Source organism: Paenibacillus cremeus (assembly GCF_007786445.1).
GTDB classification, from domain to species: domain Bacteria; phylum Bacillota; class Bacilli; order Paenibacillales; family NBRC-103111; genus Paenibacillus_G; species Paenibacillus_G cremeus.
In genome coordinates, this window is record NZ_VNJI01000039.1 from 10,431 (window position 1) to 31,546 (window position 21,116).

The 21,116-nt window shown below is 49.4% G+C and carries 2 protein-coding genes; both read right to left on the reverse strand.

Features of this window, described 5'->3' with window-relative positions; translation table 11 throughout:
* Positions 1–227: 227 nt before the first annotated feature.
* Positions 228–16,175: an Ig-like domain-containing protein gene (locus FPZ49_RS24355; protein WP_186446059.1), complete on the reverse strand. Its 15,948-nt coding sequence runs from the start codon at positions 16,173–16,175 to the stop codon at positions 228–230.
* 1,085 nt (positions 16,176–17,260) lie between these two features.
* Positions 17,261–20,236 (reverse strand): type IV secretory system conjugative DNA transfer family protein, encoded by a 2,976-nt coding sequence (locus FPZ49_RS24365; RefSeq protein WP_261381583.1) that lies wholly within the window; start codon positions 20,234–20,236, stop codon positions 17,261–17,263.
* Positions 20,237–21,116: the final 880 nt, after the last annotated feature.

Here is a 21,116-nt window from a genome sequence, read left to right on the forward strand (position 1 = left end):
CCAGAGCCTATTTTGAGATATGAAAAACATTCAAAAGGCTTGGCTCCTGGTGCGAGGCTGGCTGAAAGTAAGTCTAGAGGTGGTAGATGTAAAAAATCAAGGAGCTAAGCAAGAACGCTTAGCTCCTTGATTTTTTAAGTTAATTATTCTTGTTTGTACGGGGACAGTCCCAAAGAGTTACTTTTGGGACAACCCACCGTGCTACCAGAATTCTTTGTAATAAATAGTCAGCTCGCGACATGGCTTATTCTATTTACTACGTTTATTGATAGGGTATTGCTCAATACTTGTAATGCCGTTACTTTTACATTCGCAGTACCAGGTGTATTGATTTGAACCGTTAATGAATAATTTCCATTTCCAGTTTCGGAAACAGCCATCAAATCAGCCCCCTGGACGCTGAATGCCGATGTGGGCAGTTTCGTGATGGGGTTGTTGTTCGCATCTTTTACAGTAACGGTTAAAGTAAAGCTTTGTCCGGCGTACACCGAATTCGTTACGGTATTCGCATACACTGCGGAGGCGACGGCAGCTGATCCTGCCACTCCGTTTGCCATGCTTGGCGTTACAGTCGGATAAAAACCGTAAACTGACCTCGCGACACTGATTGGAGCGGATTGCACATACACCGTAGTAACTCCACTAAGTGCTTTACCGTAAGTCAAAGCTTTTAACCCAACGGTTTGGCCTGAGGTTAAGCCACCGTTGAAGGTAAAGGTAAAGCTTCCATTAGCCGAAGCGGAGGCTGTGTATAAGGTATTCCCCAGGGTTGCAAAAACCAACGCGCTTGGCTCAGCAGATCCTGTAATGGACATTGCTCCCTGATACACGTTCCCGGTTACTGTAGGTGCCGAAGTAGATATCACAGTCTTTATCACTGGAATATTAACCGGATTGCTTTCTGCTTTCCCTGCAGCTTTTGCAGTAATGGATAAAACCTCTCCCGCTGTTACATTAGTGTAGTAGGACATGACATTGTAAATCCCTTGATTGTCAGCAGAGACATTGGTTAATTCCATTCCATTCGTCTTTACAGTAACGAGAGACCCAGCTTCTGCCGTCCCGGTAACCCAGAGAAGACCTTCATATACTGCTTGGGAAACGGTTGGTGCTTGAGAAACGCCGTTCGTCGTCTGTACAGTGATTGTAACCAGATCGCTGTGCGCCTTCCCTACAGCTTTCGCGGAGATATAAAGAACGTCCCCGGCTTGCAAATTCTCTTTAGGCACATACAAGGAATAAGAACCGTTCGAGTCTGCTTTGGAACGAGTATCAAATCCGTTTCCGTTTTGACCGCCCTGCTTGCCGCTTGTCAGGTACACCCACGCATTCGGCTCAGCAGCTCCTCGAATCTCGGCATCTCCGGCGTAGACCGATCCTGTGACTGTTGGAAGCTCCGTTTGACCTATTGTCGGGGAAACCGTTACTAGAAGCGCATCGCTCGGCAGTTTACTTGCCGCTTTCGCAGAAACTAGTAGGCTGGCTCCCGGAGACAAGGACCACCATTCAGGAAGTTCGATAGAATAAGTCCCATCGAGCCCTGCTACTCCGGTCGTATACTGCCAATACTCTTGCGCTTGAATTCGAACGATTGCTCCCGGCTCTGCCGTCCCTGTTACCATGTCGGCGGCGTAAACTTGACCCGTCACCGTTGGTGTTCCCGTTTTGCCCTGCAAAGGTAGAACAATGAGCGAAACAGGCTGGCTGGCCAGCTTACTGTTTTCTTTAGCCGAAACCATGACTACATCGCCCTGATTCAGACTGCTGTAATACGGTGTGTATAAATAGAACTTCCCGTCACTTCCCGTTAACATGCTGCTCGATTCGCCACTCGGGAATGTTGCCAGCACGGTGCTGCCTGGAACGGATGTTCCTTCGATGGTTTCCTGATACCCTTGCACCGTTGCGTACACACTGCCAGTTACGATAGGTGCTGCTGTTTGGCCTTGCAGAGCGGCAACCGTAGCATAAACCGCCGAGCTAACGTTCTTACCGTACCCTTTGGCTGTAATAACCAGTTGATCACCGGCTTTTAAATTCATGTACTCCGTGTTCAACCGGAAATATCCGCTGTAGTCGGAATAAGTGTTGTTTTCACCTTCCGGGTACTTTACCAGGATCGACGCGTTGCTCTCTGCCGTTCCCTCAATATAACTTGGGAACGTGGCTTCAGTTGCGTATACGTTGCTTGTTACCGTCGGTGCCTGGGTTTCGCCTTGAAGCGGAAGAACCTGTACGGAGACCGCATCGCTTTCCGATTTCAAATACGATTGAGCGGTAATATAAAGCACATCTCCGGCTTTAAGATTCCAATTCGAAGGTACACTCAGGTAATAAGCTCCGTTTTGGTCTGCGTAGTTGTAATCGTAATCACCGCTCGCATCCTTAACGATAACCTTCGCACCCGACTCGGTCGTTCCGTGGATCGAATTCAGCTCGTAATACCCGGAAACCGTCTCATAAACCATGCCGGTGACCGTTGGCATTGCCGTAGGCGGTGCCTTTAGTACCGTCACCTTCAATGGATCACTTACCGATTTACCGTACGATTTAGCCGTAAGCTCCAGCTGATCCCCGACTGAAATAGACCAATAGTTGACATAATACCAGAAGTTCCCTTCCGAATCGGCGTAAGCGTTATTCGTAGATCCATTTTGATACTTTACAGTGACTACGGAATTCGGCTCGGTATGACCGTATAGTGTTACGTCAGTGTAGTTCGATGTCTTATAGACATTTCCGGTGACCGTCGGTGCAGCAGTTTTGTCCGTAACGGCCTTAACCGTAATGAGAACTGGGGCGCTGTCGGAATATCCATAGATTCTTGCCGTAAGTTTAAGCGTATCTCCAGCCTTCATCGACACCCAATAAGGCAACTCCAAAGTATAGCTGCCGTAGTATGCAGTTGCATCGGCAATATATGCTCCGCTATCGGTAGACAGCGTTACGGTTGCTCCTGCTTCCGCAGTACCATTAAGGTAGCCCCTCGGATCATACCAATTCCCGTTGCCATCTTGTTCATAGACATCTCCGGTAACGGTCGGCGAAGCTGTCGGCGGTGCCTCTAGTACCGGCACCATCAACGAATCGCTTGGCATTTTCCCATACGATTGTGCCGTAATTTCTAACTGCTCTCCTACCGTAAGAGATCCATTGTAAATATCAAATGAATAATACCCAGCGGAATCTGACTTCGTCGAATACGTATCTTGACCGTTCTTCAGGGTAACCTTGGAGTTCGGCTCGGAAGTACCATTAATATTGACATAGTAGTAATAGTAATCCGATGACTTATAGACATTTCCAGTGACGGTCGGCGCTGCGGTTTTATCCGTAAGGGCTTTAACCGTAATCATAACAGGCTCACTGTTGGAATATCCATTCGCTCTTGCCGTTAGCTTCAGGAAATCACCTGCTTGCAGGGCCACCCAATAAGGCAGCTCCAAAGTAAAGCTTCCATCGTATGCAGTGGTATCAGCAATAGAAGTGCCACTGTACGTCGTCAGTGTTACCGTTGCTCCCTGCACTGCGGTACCCGTGAGGTATCCGGTCGGCATGGCCCAATCATAGTTGCCTGTCTGTTCATAGACATCACCGGTAACCGTCGGTGCGGCTGTCGGCGGTGCTTGAAGCACACTCACCGTCAATGGCTCGCTTGTCGTTTTACCATACGATTGAGCTGAAATCACCAGCTGGTCACCAACGGAAATATAACCGTTGTAAACAGATATAGAGTAGTTCCCGTTTAGATCTGCTACCTTAGGATAAGTAGTTTGGCCCGCTGTCAAAAGGATTAACGCACCTGGCTCGGACTTACCCTTAATTTGAACGAAATCATAATAGTTATCCGATGACTTATAAACACTGCCGGTTACCGTCGGTTGAGACGTTTGTCCTTGCAAGGTATTTACATTAAAGCTGACCGAGTCGCTGGTAGATTTCCAAGCAGTCTTAGCGGAAACCTTCAATGTCTCTCCTGCAGTCAAGGTCAACCAGTAAGGTACCTGCAGCGTATACTGTCCGGTTTCATCAGCATTGCTGGAATTCATATACGATCCGTCATCTTTAGTAAGATACACAGCTGCAAATGGTTCAGTCGTACCCTGGATACTGCCTGCCAAGTAGTAATAATTGCCGTCAAAATAATTGTAATAGTAAATGCCCGTTTGCTCGTAGACTGTACCGGTTACTGTAGGTACCGCCGTCAAAGGCGCGGCCTCCACGGTTCCGTTCCATGCCGTACTGTAGGACTTACCGTATTTTTGGGCAGTTACGACTACCGTTTCTCCTACTTGGATTGTTGTATATCCATTATAGATGTAAGCCGATATCATGTAGTTCCCCAAAGAATCCGCAGTCGCAGAAGCAACAGTACCGCCAGAGAACTTCGCTACAACCACAGATCCAGGCTCTGCCGTACCTTTAATGTAAATGTAACTATCCTGGTTGGTTTTGTAGACGTTCCCCGTTACGGTAGGCGCCGCGGTTTGACCCTCGAGTGCTTTTACCGTAATGACCGAAGGATCGCTTACCGTTTTTCCGCTCACATTCGACGTGACGTTAAGTCGATCGCCTGCTTTCAATGTCCACCAAGATGGAACATAAATCGAGTACGCTCCATAGTAATCGGCATATCCATTGTAAGCATTATAAGCATCTTTTCTAAGCGTCACAATCGCATAACGCTCTACTTGACCATGAATGTATACCTGTTGATAGTTGTTCGTACCGTCCTGCTCATAGACATTGTCAGTGACGGTCGGGCGATCTGCAGGCGGCGCTGCAAGCACTGTAGTCGTTACAGTGTCACTGTAGCTCTTACCGTAAGTTTGAGCTCTCAGCTCCAGCTGACCATCTACTGCGATTCGGCTGTTGTCCAGCGTAAAGCTGAACAAGCCTTGATTGTTGGCAATTGCAGGAGTGCTCGTACCATCCGCATATTTGAGATAAACCGTCGAGCCTGGTTCCGCGATCCCACTCAGGTTCGAGTAGAAGAACTCGCTCACCTTGTACACACTGCCGGTTACCGTCGGTGCTTCGGTTTTCCCTTGCAGAGCGTAAACGTTCACTTGCACGGTTTCGCTGACCGTCTTGCCGTTCGCTTTGGCTGTTACTTCGAGCACATCGCCTGTGTTCAATACCCAATCTGTAGGCAGATATAAACGATAGCTTTGGCCGTAGTCGTAATAGTACGATTCCGAGGTGGAATGACCCTTATCATCCTTGATGGCGACGAGGGAACCGGCCTCCTTCGTACCTGTCAGATAAACTTGCGGATAGTAGTAGCTTCCATCCTGCTCGTAAATCTTACCGATGACGGTTGGTGCTGCCGTTACAGGAGCTTGAGACACAACGATCGTTACCGCTTCACTTACCGATTTTCCTACAACTTTAGCGGTAACTGTCAAAGTTTCGCCTGCCACCAGCTTGCGGTTAAATCCAATCGAGTAGCCATTATTCGAATCCGTCCACGAATTGTTCGTTCCAATCACATTGCCTTTGGCATCCTTAACAGTGATCATCGCTCCGGTTAACGTTTTACCGGTAATCGAAGTCGTTTCCGTATCGACTACCTGTTGGTCTACCGTAGGGAGAACCGTTGGTGGCGCCAAGTAAACCGATACGGTCACCGTGTCGCTTACCTTCTTATATCGAGCCAATGCAGTGACAATCAATGTGTCGCCAGCTTCCAGACTCCAATTCGAAGGGATATTCAGCATATAATTTCCGTTCGGATCCGCCTGAACGAATGTCGTCTGATCTTTATAATCAAACGTTACGAACGCTCCCGCTTCAGCCGTACCGGAAATGAAAGACGTTTCCGTATCCACTCTTTGATCAACCGTCGGTCGGCCCGTCAGCGGTGCGGCATATACCGTGATGGTAACCGTGTCGCTTACCGTTTTGTGAGCGGACAAAGCTGTGACGTACAAGATGTCACCCGCCTCAAGATTCCAATAGGACGGGATGTGCAGCGAATAAGCACCATTGGAGTCGGTTTGAACCTGGGTCGGCACACCTTTAACCATAAAGGTTACCTTGGCTCCAGCTTCCGCCGTTACTTGAATAATATCCGATTCATCATAAACGGTTCCTGTTACAGTCGGAGCAGCTGTCTTCTCGAGACCATAGAACGGTACCGAGTGACGCAGCTGTTCCTTGCCATTTACTATCGTCGTAACCATCAAATGTTTGTTCAAGGCGTCCAAAGCACTCATGATCGTTGTAAAGCTATCCGCCAAACCGTTCAATGAAGCCAACAAATCGGAAACAACATGGCCCAGCTCATCCATATGCACTTCGTATACATTGTAGCCTTGGGCATCAGGAACTTGGCCCCACTGGGCATAAGCGGTTCCATCGGCATGAATCTGTTCCTTCATTACCGGTGCATTGCCCGGCTGGTTCCACGGTTCGGAATGGTGCGAGAACGTTGCCGGAATGGACGTATTGCCTCCCGATTGCACCACGAACGATTGGCTGAGATCCAAATCGCCGCTGATCTGCGGAATGAGCCAGTAATCGAAGCTCACCGACTGACCCGGCTCAAGTACGGGTATAAATTGCTTCAGCTGCGAACCAGGCATATAAATATAGTTGAGCTTGCCCTCTTCTTTAAGCTCGAAGGTCAGGTTGTAAATCTTCGTACTGTTCTGTGAATCGGAATTCGTTACATTCTTCAGCGTGAAAGTAACATGGTACGGTGACCCTGCATCGGCGCGATCTTGAGCATCGATGCTCATCGTCATCGCGTTTCCGCCCCACACCTTAATCGGCTTATCCGGCTTAAATTTAGCAGTGATTTTCTCGTTGAACGGCTTCAGCGTGCCTTGGAACGTTGCACTCATGCCGTTGTTATTTTCCGCCGAATAAACGCCTTCTTTATCCCCGCGGACAATCCATTTCACTTTCTTTTCCTCTTGGCCGGCAATATCTTCGACATCCAAGGTCAAGGATTTGCTGTAGGTGCTCGGCACCATCGTCAATCCGTCCGGCAGCACCAAGGTGGCCTTCGAATCGGTAATCACAAATGGGCTATTCGCATCCGCCTTATTCTGGAGCAATAAAGTGACATCGAAGAATTCCTTCAACCATCTTGCTTCGCCCGGGATGATCATATAGGCAACGGTCGGCTTAATCTCCGGATGCGTGGATGGAATGATCTTTGGATAAGCAAGCAATGTTGCGCCGCTGTCTCCTCCAGGACCGCCAGTCCCGGCCGAGATTACAAAAGGCGCAGGCTCTCCGCCGCCGATTCCAAATAACTGACCTGCCGAGTTCGCGTAAAATTGCTGCGGCTGCGGCAATGGCTGGTCGTTAAACGCAAGATGAACCTCAAACTTATAGACCCACTGGTTTTCAGGGGCGTTGATATCAATTCCTGCGGCTACAACCTGATCGGGACTCATGCGGTCGACATGAAGCTCGCCGAAAAGCACTTTCCCATCTTGGAGAGAAACCTGTGTGCTCACCGTCTTGTTTAGCTCCACCGTCACCTTCGTAGAAGAAGGCATATAGTCCGAGCTATAGACGTAAACGGTATATTCACCCGGCGGAACGACAAGAGTTGTTTTACCGCCTCTGGTCCAATCCTTACGAATGTCTCCATTGCTCATCACGATGGAAACGAGAGCACCGTCGAGCTTATTACCGCGAGCATCAAGTGCCGTAATTTCAACGGTGCCTTCCTGGGAAGGCTCGACAACTTGAACGGTAACGACATCCTTGGCAGAGTTATTGTACTGATCATATACAGCAAGTGTAACGGTATAATTCCCCACTGCGGCAAACGAATGTTTAGGAGCCGCAAGGGCTGAGCTTTGGCCATCCCCGAAATCCCAGTGATAGCTTGCAATCAGACCTTCATGATCGCTCGAAAGCGTGCCGTCGAATTGCACATCCGTATTTACAATCGCCACCCTTTGTTTTTCCAAACCTGCATCGGCCGTAGGCGGATACGGGTCGTTCGGCAGCGGCCTTGCATTCCCCGGATTACTGTCACTGACGTTGCGGTATTGATCGATAGCCTGCACGACATAGTAGTAAGTCGATTGCGGAGAGAGATGCTCATCCAGGTACGTCGTGGTTCCTTTTACGACTTGTTTAGACCAATCATAAGGCCCCCCTGGAACGGTGCTTCGTTTAATAATGAAGCCCGCGAGATCATCCTCGTTGCCCGAGGTCCAAGAAAGCTCGTTCTGCCATCCGTGCGGCGTGACTGTAAGAACAGGTGCTGCAGGAGGAGCCAGATTGAGTTTATAGGACACTTCCTTGACATCACTTATATTGCCGCTCATATCTTTAGCTGTCGCCCTAAGGGTGTAAAGGGCTCCATCGGATAATCCGGTCGTATTCCACACAAATTCAGGCGAATCGTATTGCAGATTAATGCCCGATTTGGTGCCGATTTCAATCCAGACTCCAGAGGTGTCCTGGTACTCCAGCTTGATCTCGGATAACCGGTAGTTATCCGAAGCCAGCACGCGGATCGATGGGTTCGCCGGCAGAGTCACACCATTCGTCCATCCAAAGCTGCGTACGATAGGCACTTCCTTATCCGGAAGCAGAGAGGCGAATTTGATTTCGGTTGCCGGACTCACATTGCCCGCACGATCCACCGCCTGCACTTTGTAATAATACGTAACGTCTTGGTTTACATTAACATCCTGGTATCCAAGGGCAGCCAAGCCGCCAACAAGCAATGTGTAAGGCCCATCCTCGCTGGTTGCTCTGAACACTTGGTAAGTGGCGTATTCACTTCCTTGCTGCCAAGTAAGCGTGATGTCTGCAGACGTTGCCGTTAAGCTGAAGCCGCCTGGTGCATCCGGAGCTGTTCGGTCGATGAGATACTGATTGACCGGTGTTGCCGTGCTTACGTTACCGGCTGCATCGATAGCTACGCCACGGACGAAATATGGTCCATCCGGCAAATCGGACGTGTTCCAAGCATAGGTTACATCTGCGACTGCAGGCTCGCCTTGAACCGCAAGCTCAGCGATTTTATTCCAAACTCCGTTCTCGAGATTCAAAGCATACTCAAACTTGAAAGTAACCACGCCCACTTTATCCGTGGCAGTTGCCTTAAGGTTTACAGTAGTTCCGATATAGCCTGGAGCCGGATTCAAAGCGGTAACAACAGGCGCTTCCATATCCTTAGCAATCACAATCTCCAAGGTTACCGGTGCTGTATTCCCCGCCCTGTCAGTCAATGTGCCGGATATGGACATCTTGCCATCAGCGATCAAGCTGCGGAGAGTTCCAACCGATACACCGTCGCCTTGCGGGTCAAGCAATTTTCCAAGCAGATCGCTGACCGAAATATTGGCATTTCCGTCCGTAAACGCAACCGTCCGGGACAGCTCGGAATCACTCATCGTGAGTTTATCCGTATCCGCGGAAGCCTTTACGGTAAGTCCGGTAAACATCGCCGTATTTTTCAGCATTTCGCTGACAGTGAACGTGATCTTATTGTCGGCAGTCACGACACCAGGATAAGAACTTCCGCCTATCGTTGCCGAAACGGTTTCGATGGCCGGCGGCGTTATGTCGAGCTCTTTTTCGAGGGTCAAGGTCACTGTGGACTCGTTGCCTGACAGATCCGTCAGCTTGCCAGTCACCATCAGCTTATCGCCTAGAATCAGGCTTCGAAGCATGCCAATGGAGACACCGTCGCCTTGCGTATCGATGGCGCGTCCGAGCAGCTCGCTGACCGTCACATTCGCTGAGCCATTCATAAAGTAAATCAATTTGGTCGTATTGGATGCCGTAATCGCCAATCTATAGGCATCGCTAGACGCCTTGATCGTGATTCCAGTAAACATATCGGAATCCTTAAGCGCGTTAGGAAGCGTAAAGCCGAGCTCGTTGCCGGGATGCACCACAGCTGCGATCGTATTTCCCGCTATCACGGCCGCCCCCGCGCTAATGCTCGGAGCCTCCGTATCAAGTGGCTGCGCAACGATTACCGTCACATTAGAGACAAGGCCGGATTGATCCTTTAACTGTCCCGTTACAACCACATTGCTACCTTTCATCTGCTGCTTCAAAAGACCTACGGATACTCCGTTGCCCTGTGGGTCAAAGGAGCTTCCGAGCAGTTGAGCGACCGACATACGGGCGGTACCGTTCTGGAACGGTATCGTGCGTGTCAAACCGTTGGAAGTCAGCGTTAACTCATACGCGTCGGCGGAAGCGTAAATCGTAAAGCGGGTTACCATGTCCGTGTCGCTGAACATTTTACTCATTACAAACGTGATCTGTCCCGCGTTCGGGCCCACGGTTGCCGGTACTTCATCCCCATTCACCGTTGCGGAAGCAGAAGTGATGGTCGGCGCTCCCGTATCTGTGGTGAGTAGGATCGTTAGGGTAACTACGGACGAATTCCCGTCCGTATCCAGCAACATTCCCGTTAAGGTCAGATTTTGGTTGCCCATCACTTGTCTCAGGGCGCCTACGGATACCCCGTTTCCTTGCGGGTCAAGCGAACCGAGCAGGTCAGCTACGGCCATGTTCGCCATTCCGCCCGCAAAATAAACGGATTTTGTCACACCTCCGGGAGCAAAAGTCAGCTTGGACGCCCTGTCCCCGGATTCGATACGAAAACCGGTAATCATGGCGCTGCCCGGAAGGGAGTCAGACAAGGTAAACGTAATGAAGTTCCCTTGGCTGATTACCGCCGGCACACTTTGGTTGCCGATCGTTGCCGATGCCGCAGTTAAAACCGGAGCGGAAACGCCCGGGGTTTTAGCCAGCTTCAAAACAACATTTGTGGAATGACCGGACAAGTCAGTTAATGCGCCTGGCACGCTGAGCGCTCCATCCGCGAGTATACCTCTCAGAACGCCTACCGATACGCCGTCGCCCTGCGGGTCGAAGGCCGAACCCAGCAGCTGGCTGACGGTTGCCACCGCAGTTCCGTTCGTGAAAGGAACCGTTCTGGACAACCCCATAAAGGTAACCACAAGATCTTTCACATCACTTGACGCATTGATGGTAAAGCCGGTCACCATGCTGGTATCGCTCAGAGCGGACGATATGCTAAAGGTAATCATGCTGCCGTCCGCGCTAACTGCAGCCGGGATATTTGCTCCTCCGATCGTTGCCGATGCCGATTTGAAAACCGGCGGGGCAAGTAATTCGGCAATGACAGCTTCCGCTGCTATGAGAACAGATAGGTTCGTGATATCCGAATCTATTGCTCCCTTAGCTTTAGCGTCTGTTACAAGGGCACGAGCAGCTTCCACTTGAGTTTGTTGGCTGATCGTAATGACTGGAGGCAATTTATTGATAGCTTCGTAGGCTGCAGCAATCGCTGCATTCTTCGCTGCAAGCGCCGCTTCCAGTTCAGCAATCCTGGTTTGGGCAGCTGTGAGCTTGGACAGATTGGTAATGTCCGCATCCACCGTACCCTTCAGCTTCGCCTCTGCCACCAATGCTTGTGCATTTGCCACTTTGCCCTTATCGATCTCGCTCAAGGTGATGACGTCTGCCGCAGGCACTGCTTCAATCGCTGCAATAGCTTGCGCTATCGCCGCCTGCTTCGCATCCAACGCTGCTTGAAGCTCGTCGAGCTTGGCTTGCGCCGCAGTCAATTTGGGCAGGTTCGTAATGTCCGCGTCTACTGCACCCTTCGTTTTGGCGTCCGCTACCAAGGCTTTTGCATTGGCGACTTTGCCCTTATCGATCTCACTCAAGGTGATGACGCCTGCTGCTGGAACTGCATCGATCGCTGCAATAGCTTGCGCTATCGCTACCTGCTTGGCATCGAAAGCCGCTTGAAGCTCGTCGAGCTTGGCTTGTGCCGCAGTCAATTTGGACAGGTTCGTAAAGTCCGTGTCTACTGCACCTTTCGCTTTTGCGTCCGCTACCAAGGCTTTAGCATTGGCGACTTTGCCCTTATCGATCTCGCTCAAGGTGATGACGTCAGCAGCTGGCACTGTATCAATCGCTACAATAGCTTGCGCAATCGCTGCCTGCTTGGCATCCAACGCTGCTTGAAGCTCGTCGAGCTTGGCTTGCGCCGCAGTCAATTTGGACAGATTCGTAATGTCCGAGTCTGCTGCACCCTTCGTTTTCGCTTCGGCTACTAAAGCTTTTGCGTTGGCGACTTTGCCCTTATCGTTATCACTCAAGGTGATGACGTCTGCTGCCGGCACTGCTTCAATCGCTGCAATCGCTTGCGCTATCGCCGCCTGCTTCGCATCAAACGCTCCTTGAAGTTCATCAAGCTTGGCTTGCGCCGCAGTCAGCTTGGTCAAGTTCGTAATGTCCGCGTCAGCTGCACCCTTCGTTTTGGCGTTCACTACCAACGCCTTTGCAGTGGCGACTTTGCCCTTATCGATATCACTTAAGGTGATGACGTCAGCAGCTGGCACTGCTTCAATCGCTGCAATCGCTTGCGCTATCGCCGCCTGCTTCGCATCAAACGCTGCTTGAAGCTCGTCGAGCTTGGCTTGCACCGCAGTCAACTTGGACACGTTCGTAATGTCAGTTTCTACTGCACCCTTCGCTTTGGCGTCCGCTACCAAGGCTTTTGCATTGGCGACTTTGTCCTTATCGATCTCGCTCAAGGTGATGACGTCAGCAGCTGGTACGGCATCAATCGCTGCAATAGCTTGCGCTATCGCCGCCTGCTTTGCTTCCAACGCTGCTTGAAGCTCTGCAATCTTTGACTGCACTGCAGTCAGCTTGGACAAATTCGCGATATCCGTATCCACCGCGCCTTTCGCTTTAGCCGCATCCACCAAGCTTTGCGCACTGGTGACTTTGGTCTTATCGCTCAAGGTGATGACGTCTGCCGCTGGTAATGCATCAATCGCTGCAATGGCTTGCGCTATCGCATCTTGCCTCGAGGCATCCGTAATTTGCAGCGTAATGCTGCTTGTGTTGCCCGCAAGGTCGGTCAACACAGCCGTTATGGAGAATGAACTGGATCCCATCAACATTCTTAAAATACCTACCGATACTCCGTCACCCTGAGGATCGAGAGATCCAAGGATCTGGCTTACGGTAGCGTTAGCGGTTCCGTTCTGGAACGGAATGTCCTTTGTAATGCCGGCTTCAGAAACCGTCAGTTTATCGGCGTCGCTATCTGCGTGGATAACGAATCCGGTAAACATCGCCGTATTCTGGGCATTCGCCGGGATCGTAAATTTCATCGTACTACCGTTTAGTACGCCCGGATAGTCGTTGCCGCCGATCGTCGCCGTAGCCGATAACAGTCCCGGCGCCGTCTTATCAGCTTTAAGCGCGGCGATTTTCCCCTCTGCAGCAGTAAGCTTGTCGAGATTCGTAATTTCGCTTAAATCCGCGCCTTTCCCTTGCGCAGCAGATACCGAGGTACGGGCATCGATTACCTTCTGTTCATCGCCTAATCTAAGCGTAGAAGGCAAAGCCCCTATGGCCTGAATCGCCGCTTGTACAGCTGCATTCTTCTCCGCCGCCTGCTGGGTTAACAGCTGGGCAACGACGGCTTCCGCGCCGCTAAGAACGGACAAATTCGTAATTTCCGCTTCTGTCGCTCCTTTGGAGATGGCAGTATTAACCAGCTGACGGGCCGCCTCAACCCTCGATTTATCACTCAAAGTGATTGTCGCAGGAAGGACATGAATCGCAGAAATTGCTGCCTGAACAGCTTCGTTCTTGGCCGCGATGAGCTGGGTCATGGTAAGCTCTGCCTGCACCAATTTGTTCAAATTGGTGATCTCAGCGTTCACCGCGCCTTTAGCCAAAGCTTCGGAAACCAGCGCTCTAGCTGCTTCAACTGCACTTTTGCTGCCAAAACCGACAGTAGCCGGCAATCCGTCAATGGCAGTAATAGCAGTTTGAACGGCTTCGTTCTTCGCCTGAATAAAAACAGCAATTTTCGCTTCAGCTGCTTCAAGGATCACCTTATCGCCACTCTCGATATCCGCATGCAAGGCAGTTACGGCAGACACTTTATTTCTCGCCGCCGTCACGGAACTCACATCAGTAATCGTCAATTGATCTAGGCGAGGCAAAGCAGCGATCGCATCATGTGCCGCTTTAATGGCGTTCTGAACGATTTCGTCCTTTTTACTTCCGCTCAAATCGATCACAACTTGAGTGCTCGACTCAATGGAGGTAATGGTGCCATCGGTAACGATTGAAGCGTTGGTTACATTTTGCGAAACTCGAATAGTAGATACGACCGTGCTTTGGGTAATGACAAGCTTGGAGCCGTCTACCGTTACATTAATCGTAGAAGATACAAAAGAGCCTGTTAAAATAATTTGACTTGCCGTATCCGCCGAGACTTCATGGATCGTGCCGTTCGAATTAATGCTGGCGGCAGAGGAAACGTGAAGCTGCGAAACGGATGTGTTCTGAGCCACATTGATCCTGGCCCCTTCCGCCGCTACACTAACTACGGTAGACGAAAAGGAACCGACTAAATTCAGCTGTCCACCCGCTGCCGCAGAAGTCATCGTCAGCGCGCCAATGGTACCGTTCGAGCTGATCGTGGCTCCGGATTGGACCGATACCTGCGAAACGGTCGTGTCCTGGGCTACGTTAAGCGTCGCTCCCGAAGCAGCTACACTAACTATTGTGGAAGAAAAGGAACCGATCAAATTCAGCTGTCCGCCAGCTGCCGCGGAAGTCATCGCCAACGTGCTGATCGTACCTCTTGAGTTGATCGTGGCTCCCGTCGCGACATACACTTGTGAGACGACCGTGCTTTGACCTACGCTCAACGTCGCTCCCGAAGCGGCTACGGTGATATTTCCGCTGAATGTACCTTCAAGGCTTACTTGTTTGCCGGCTGCAGTTCCATCGATATTGATGTCCCCCAGTGAGCCCTCCACCGAATTCAAAATGGCTTGAGATCCAACCACGGTTGTCCCGACGATCGTTTGCGAAGATGCCACAATTCTCACAGGATTTTGCTGTGAGACGGCAGCTACAATTAAGCTTCCGGCTTGCATCGTCTGAGAGAAAGTAATCGAATGGTCTGCTCCTGACAGAACTACGATTTTCGTCGCTTTAATGTTCTGCAGCGTCAGCTCTCCCGTAGGACCCGGGTCGACGGTTAACGTACCGTTAATTTCGGCTAAACCCGTATTCGGTCCGAATGTGCTAACTCCATTGGCCACTTTAACGTCACCGGTGTGAGTTCCAGCTTCAATTGAGCTAAGCACTTGCGGTCCTGCAGGTGTCACGGGCGGGTTTACTGAGCCACCGCCACCACCGCCGCCGCCTCCTCCGAAAGAGGGGGTGTTTTGGTTCAGATCCGCGATTTTCTTTTCCGAATCAGTCAGCTTTTTGAGCTCGGGAAAGTCACTGTCGACTGCGCCGAGCTTTTTAGCAGCTTCCACTTTAGCGCGAGCTTCCTGGACATCCATCGCCTTGTCTTTTGTCAAAGAATTAAGTGACGGAAGCGCCGCAATAGCGTCATTGGCTGCTCTTACAGCTGCTTGCAAAAGTTCGGATACCTGCTTCTTCGCTTCGTCCGTATACTTTTGTGAATGAGTTGAGAACTCATACGTTAAGCGGGCCAAAGCCTGCCGTTCAGCGAATTGCTTAGGAGCGAACCGCAGCATGCCATCGGCATTCTGCACCCCTTGCAGAAATCCAATTTTAAATGCAAAGGAAACATGAGGCCTCGCCCAATCGGATATTTCCTGCATATCCGCCAATGGAGCATCCGGTTGAAGCTGCTTTGCCCATTCTTCCAGACCGAACGCCCGGATGAAGAATACGGCAAGCTGCTCTCTGGATACCTGATCATCAGGGGAAAAAGTTTCAGAGGACGTTCCATCGGTAATACCCGATTTTACCAATGCCCCAACAAAACCTCTATACCAGGAATTCGGTGCCACGTCTTTAAAACGAGCGGATGCATCCGGGTCTTCCTGCATTCCCAGAGAAAGGACTAAAAGCTTCGCAAGCTGCGCCCTAGTTACGGAATCGTGTGGCTTAAAGCTTCCGTCTTCAAAGCCGGACAAGATCCCTTTCTGGACCAAGGCCTCTATTTCCTGCTTGGCATAGGAGTCCTGTAAATCGGGAAATGTACTGCCTGCATTCATCTTGACGCCTTCGTTCCCGATTGTATTCACGTCGGCATCCATCGCAAAAACGGTGTTGCCAAACAATGAAAACAGGAGGGATAAGATCAACATGAGCGACACATTTTGCCGAAAATGTCTAGAATACAAACAAACCATTCCTCCAACAGATTTTATATCTATATAAAGTGACAGTCCGCTCGCGAACTGTGCACGTTAATGAAGTTGGAATGAGTTTATGCCTGTTTGAGACTAATCACATGTCGTTGGGTGCAACCCATCGTTGCGATCGTTTACATAAACCGATTAATTGTCAATGTGCTGTTGATTAGGTTACAACCTATTACCTTTGTGAAACTACGTTGAAATTTCGTTAGATCCTAGTAATACATCACAAATCTCTTTCTTACAGCCAGTCAAACTTGCTTTAAGTTACTAAAAAATAATATACAAATCGTATATGCCACCATCTCCTCACATCTGGTTCTGTGGAATCATTTTGACACAGATTAAATAGTTCAAAAGCTCCTAAACGGTTAAATTATATTACAAAGACCACACTAATCTATTATTATTAGCTAAAATTTATAAAATTTGGTTAGTGGTTCATGTCGAAGAAGGGTCTATCCAAGGCAAAGTCAAAGGAATAGGACACTTAATCCCCTCAAGGATGAGCCGACGCCGCGTACTCTTCGCTGGTCCGGAAGTTGGAGCCGCAGCCACATGTTGCAACGGCATACGCGTTATGGATATGAAAGCCGCCGACCCATCCAAGTGTCTTGAAAGTCGCTCTCCACTGCGTGCTATAAGTCTTATGTACAAGGGATTTGGGCGTTTTTGTGATTAAACTTAGGGGATTGAGAATTCCATCTCCCCATGCTTGTAGATGTTGCTAAAATAATTAAAGTCAATCTTCTCCATCCGTCCAGATCGAATTCGCCAAGTTTCTCTAAAACCAGTGAAAAATCTACCTTCGCTCACCATCATCCATTCTTTCTGTTTCGCCTTCCAGATGCCCAGATTTCGTTTCTGCGCCTCAAAGCAACGCTTTGAGGCTGGTTGAAAGTAATTCTAGAGGTCAGGTAGCTTTCGTTTGCCAAAAAAGTACTAAAAGAAAGTTGCGGTGGACAAAAAAAATCAAGGAGCTAAGCGAGAGTATGCTTTGCTCCTTGATTTTTTTCATGTTTGTCACGGGACTGTCCCGATGAATAACTTTTGTGACAGCCTATCAATCACTACATATCATCCTCTTTGTAGTCGTTAACCTTTTGCATACTCTTATTGGCATACTCCTTCTGTTTGTCGGGTTTCTGCCTGTCAGATGCAGCAAGATCATCGAGTAGGTCATCAAAATGATTGATATCCGGTTTCGGTAGCTGCTCTACCACCGGCTTCACTGGATTTTTCGTCTCGTTGATGGGGGCGGGAGAAGAGCTGTTATACTGCGAGGCTGCCGTGCCCGCTCCAATAAGGTTATCATGCACTGACTTCACCAGCTCATCAATGTTATCGGGAACGGAATAGGTCTGTTTGGGAAACTCATCCTCCCGCTTCTCCTGTTGATGAATCGGACTCTCATCTTGACCGGCTGCCGCGACTGGAGCGCTGTGATCCTCTGTTATCACTGCAACGTTTTCTAGAGTTAGTTCACCTGACACGTCGTCTTCTGCCTCTAGATCCGGCCAGAAGAGTGTACCGTCGTTATCGCTAGCCTTAGCCAAGGAAACCGAATCGTCGGTATGCTTCCTTTCAGGCGGCAATGGATCATGTGGACTGGACGTTGTGGCATCACCTGCACTGCTCCCCTGAACTTGAGGGTCGACTTCTACTTTGGCTGGAACTTCTGTTTGCGCTTTGTGTGTCTCAACAGCTGCTACGACCGCCGATTCATTTCTCTGCTTCTCATCTTCGAGCTGATTGACCAAATAGGATAGTTGATGGATATTTCCTTTGAACGATAATGGTTTGTAATTTTTGGTCGCAAACTCTATTTTTCCGATATCAACAAACCGCTTCAGAAACTTGGTTTCTGTCACAAATTTACCGTAAGCCTGCGTTGCCGGCGTAATACTACCGTCTCGCCCCACTACCTCGATGATATAATGTTTGAACGGTTGTTCCTTGATTTGTGTTGCCGTAAACCGGGGCTGCAGCTTGCGAGCCGTGTTATATCGGATCCCTCGGGATTGATTCGGCATGCTCATCGGGGTGACCGATTCGTTCATCGATTCTTCTAACACGTACTCTTCACCAAATGATTTGCTGAAGTATTCGTTGTCCTTTACCTCACCCCGGCCGAATACTGTTTTGTTTGAGGCATTGGATAAAATCGTCTCGTCATAACCGGCTTTGACGACCCTCAGCTGCCCTAAGTTCTGAAGTGCAATTTTTGTGCCTACCTTAAACGAGCGACCGAGTGTAAGCAAGCGTTGGAAGGCTTCGTTGATGTAAAGCGGGAATTCATCCACTGTAAAGAATATCGGAATCCGCTTATACCCATTCTCCTCCGGTGGGCGGCGGAATACGGCTGATTGAAACTGACGGATGATGAACTGGCCGAACATGAGGCTGAGTTCCTCAAGCTCCGCTAGAGCACTGTTAAACAACAGGACACCACCTTCATGGAGGAAGGTCTCCAAATCAAGGACTTCTTGCCCTTCGTTTGCCATTAGTAGCTGACTGAGCATTGCGTTCATGCTAATATCCGTTACGTATTTTTTGGCGCCACCTATAAACTTGTCCTTCTTATTTTGCACTACTTGCTTACCTGCGTGTTTATGCCCCTGCGGATACAGGACCGGAAGCTGTCCCCCTTCTTTGTCCTTAATGACGACGTAATCTAATACGTCATTCTCAAAGTAGGAACAAACGCGATCGTAACGTTCTAGGAGGTTTTTCTCTTCCTGTGTAATCGCAGGGTTTTCCATATTACGTTCAATCCACTTCCGCACATCTGCTGTCATATCTGCAAGGAAGCGGGGTTCGGTATACATCCGTTGGAGATGGGTAATGAAGTTGAACATATTGCCATGGCGGATTTTCCCGAGCATAACATATGCAGCTGCCGTTTCACCTTGCTGATCCTTGAAAAATTGATCCTGGTCTCCAGTTAGAGCATCGAGGACCCCGCGCCAGGTTTCTGCTGCTACCTCAAGTGGTCCGGCCACTGGATTGAACCGTATGGATTTCACCAAGTTTGTAGGGTCAACCACTTTAATCTTAATTTGAGGAATACCAAGCTTCTGAGCTAGTTTCTCCACGTCCCGAATTAGATCGGATTTAGGTTCTAGAACAATGATCCCCATTTTGTGCCCGCGGGCAATGCGAATCAAATCCTGAACAATCCGAATGAGAATCGCGGTACTCGTTTTCCCGCTCCCCGTCGCCCCTACGATGAGTTCGTGAAGGTAGCGGGAGTCTTCTGACAACACGATCGGTTTATTGGTCGCCTTCTCCCACCCGACCACGACATCACACCTCTTGTTCCGGAGTGAAAACGATTGATCCGATAGGAAGGAAAACTCCCACTTATAGAAACGCTTCCTAAAATCTTCGTTCTTGTAGAATTCCCTCGCGATATAGAATGCGACAATGAGGCAAAGGATCACAGGAAGAGCCATCAGGTAATTAATAAAGCCTTCCATGTTTGTGATCTTTAGATATGGCTTGTTCTCCACTCGTATACTTGAAAAGTATTCGTAGGTAAAGGTGTGGATGTACCATGCAAATAAGCCGCAGTACATGAGCGACATCTGTACGTATGTGATTAACAAGGTGTTCTTGCGGCCCTGCTCCGACGTGTAGGAAAGGATCGTCTTGTGCTTACGTTGGATGGGCTGTGTGACGGTGGAGTAACACCATGCCAGGTAGCAGATGAAGATACAGCACAGCCACAGGAGCGGGCGTTGGTCAAGAGGCATGTAGAAGACAGCAAGTAGCTTTGCTATCCAACTCATGTGTTCCGGTAGTAAGCGCGCTAAGGCCTCGGGACCATTTGCTGCCTGATTGAATTGCTTGATGAACAGCATCGCTGAAGACAGGGCGACAGCGGTATTGAAAAGAATGAACAGGGTGGCCAATCCCGTGTGAAAGTAGAGTCGGTATACCTCCATCATCCGTTCCCGTGTGTCTATCCATACTTTTTGTCCGTATGCCGGGAGCAATCCCATTCCAAACTGATGTTCCTCAGTCATGTAGACTTCCTTAGACAATATGATTCAACTCCTTTGATATCCCCTCTTCTCAGCCAAAATTAGACGAATAGATGGCCGCTGCTTATGACTGGCGATAGCGGGTCGCAGCACATACAATTTCGTTCCTCGGCTCCGATGCCGGACCGAACAACCGGCAGAAGGACGAATAGCTTAAGCCGTCTCATCATAACGATGAAATCCCTCCTCTCCGTTCCAGAAGCAAAAAAAAGTACCTACTCAGGCCGTTAAGCCCAAGTAAGTACTTCTTACTCGCATGAATTAAATGAAATTGTATTAGTCCAATTATAACGGATAACCCTTGAGGCAACAACCACTAGCAAAAGTGTTTACTTGCTGCATATAGGGCCTTACAAAAATGCTGAGATCGCATTGTTGCTTTAAACTAAAGGTACTAAAGGAAAGGAGTTGAGATGAAGATGATGTTCATTCTCGTAGTTGCATTTATTATTGGCTTTATGTCGGCCGCAAGCGATAACTAAACCAATGGGCAAACCTATGGAGTGCAACATGCAGCGCCTCTCCTCTCTCGTTTCTCAGCTGCGTATTGAATATTTACCGTGCGCCCGCACCACATTCCTTTATATCGCAGTTGACGAACCATTTCACCCCAGGACGTATCTGTGCTTCGCTAGTTTTTCGTTTTTTAGAAAGCTAGTAATGGCTAAGTCGATTGTCATAATTGAGGTGAGTTCTTCAAGGGTGGCTGGATATCCGTTGACGTTCTAATAACCAAGGGATGCTTCAGCCAGTGAAGAAATAAAAACAGCAGCTCCACCTAATGGCAACGGTTTTCCCGCTTCCCCGATGAAACTGCCGAACGAAATAAACCTGGGCCCAGCCTTCTGAACATCGTTAGGTGGACTAAAGGTGGATATTA